Consider the following 383-nt stretch of genomic DNA (forward strand, 5'->3'; position numbering starts at 1 on the left):
CACCAAGGCCTTGCGTGGATCAGAAAAAGGCGGGCCCGACGTCCAGCTCTTTTTCAACCAGATTCTGCACCCCGATGGCGGCAACGTCTCTGTCTATTATTACAATGGCCGCGCATCTCTTCCTCGGCTTGATCTGCTTCCCAACCGCGTCCCCACTGATCCTTTCGATGACTCGACTAAGCTCACGCCGGAAGAGATCGCGAATCTCACATTCTTCAAGAATACCTTTCATCGGTTGGCGTTCTACGCCGGTTACCCGATAGAAAAGTTTAGTTTCTTAGGTGGCGTTCAGTATGGGCGTGATGAGATCGGCTCAGGGGGAAACTTCAGTAGCCTCGGGTATTTTGCGGAGGGGAATTTCAAAGTCTTGAATGACATCAGCG

At 52.0% G+C, this 383-nt stretch carries 1 protein-coding gene; it reads left to right on the forward strand.

What is annotated here, in order from left to right; all coding sequences use genetic code 11:
* Nucleotides 1-383, forward strand: a 383-nt coding sequence (locus tag I6F37_RS44820) for a hypothetical protein (RefSeq protein WP_225155105.1), incomplete at both ends; no start/stop codon positions are given.

It is taken from the genome of Bradyrhizobium sp. NBAIM08 (genome assembly GCF_020193935.1).
Lineage (GTDB): Bacteria > Pseudomonadota > Alphaproteobacteria > Rhizobiales > Xanthobacteraceae > Bradyrhizobium > Bradyrhizobium yuanmingense.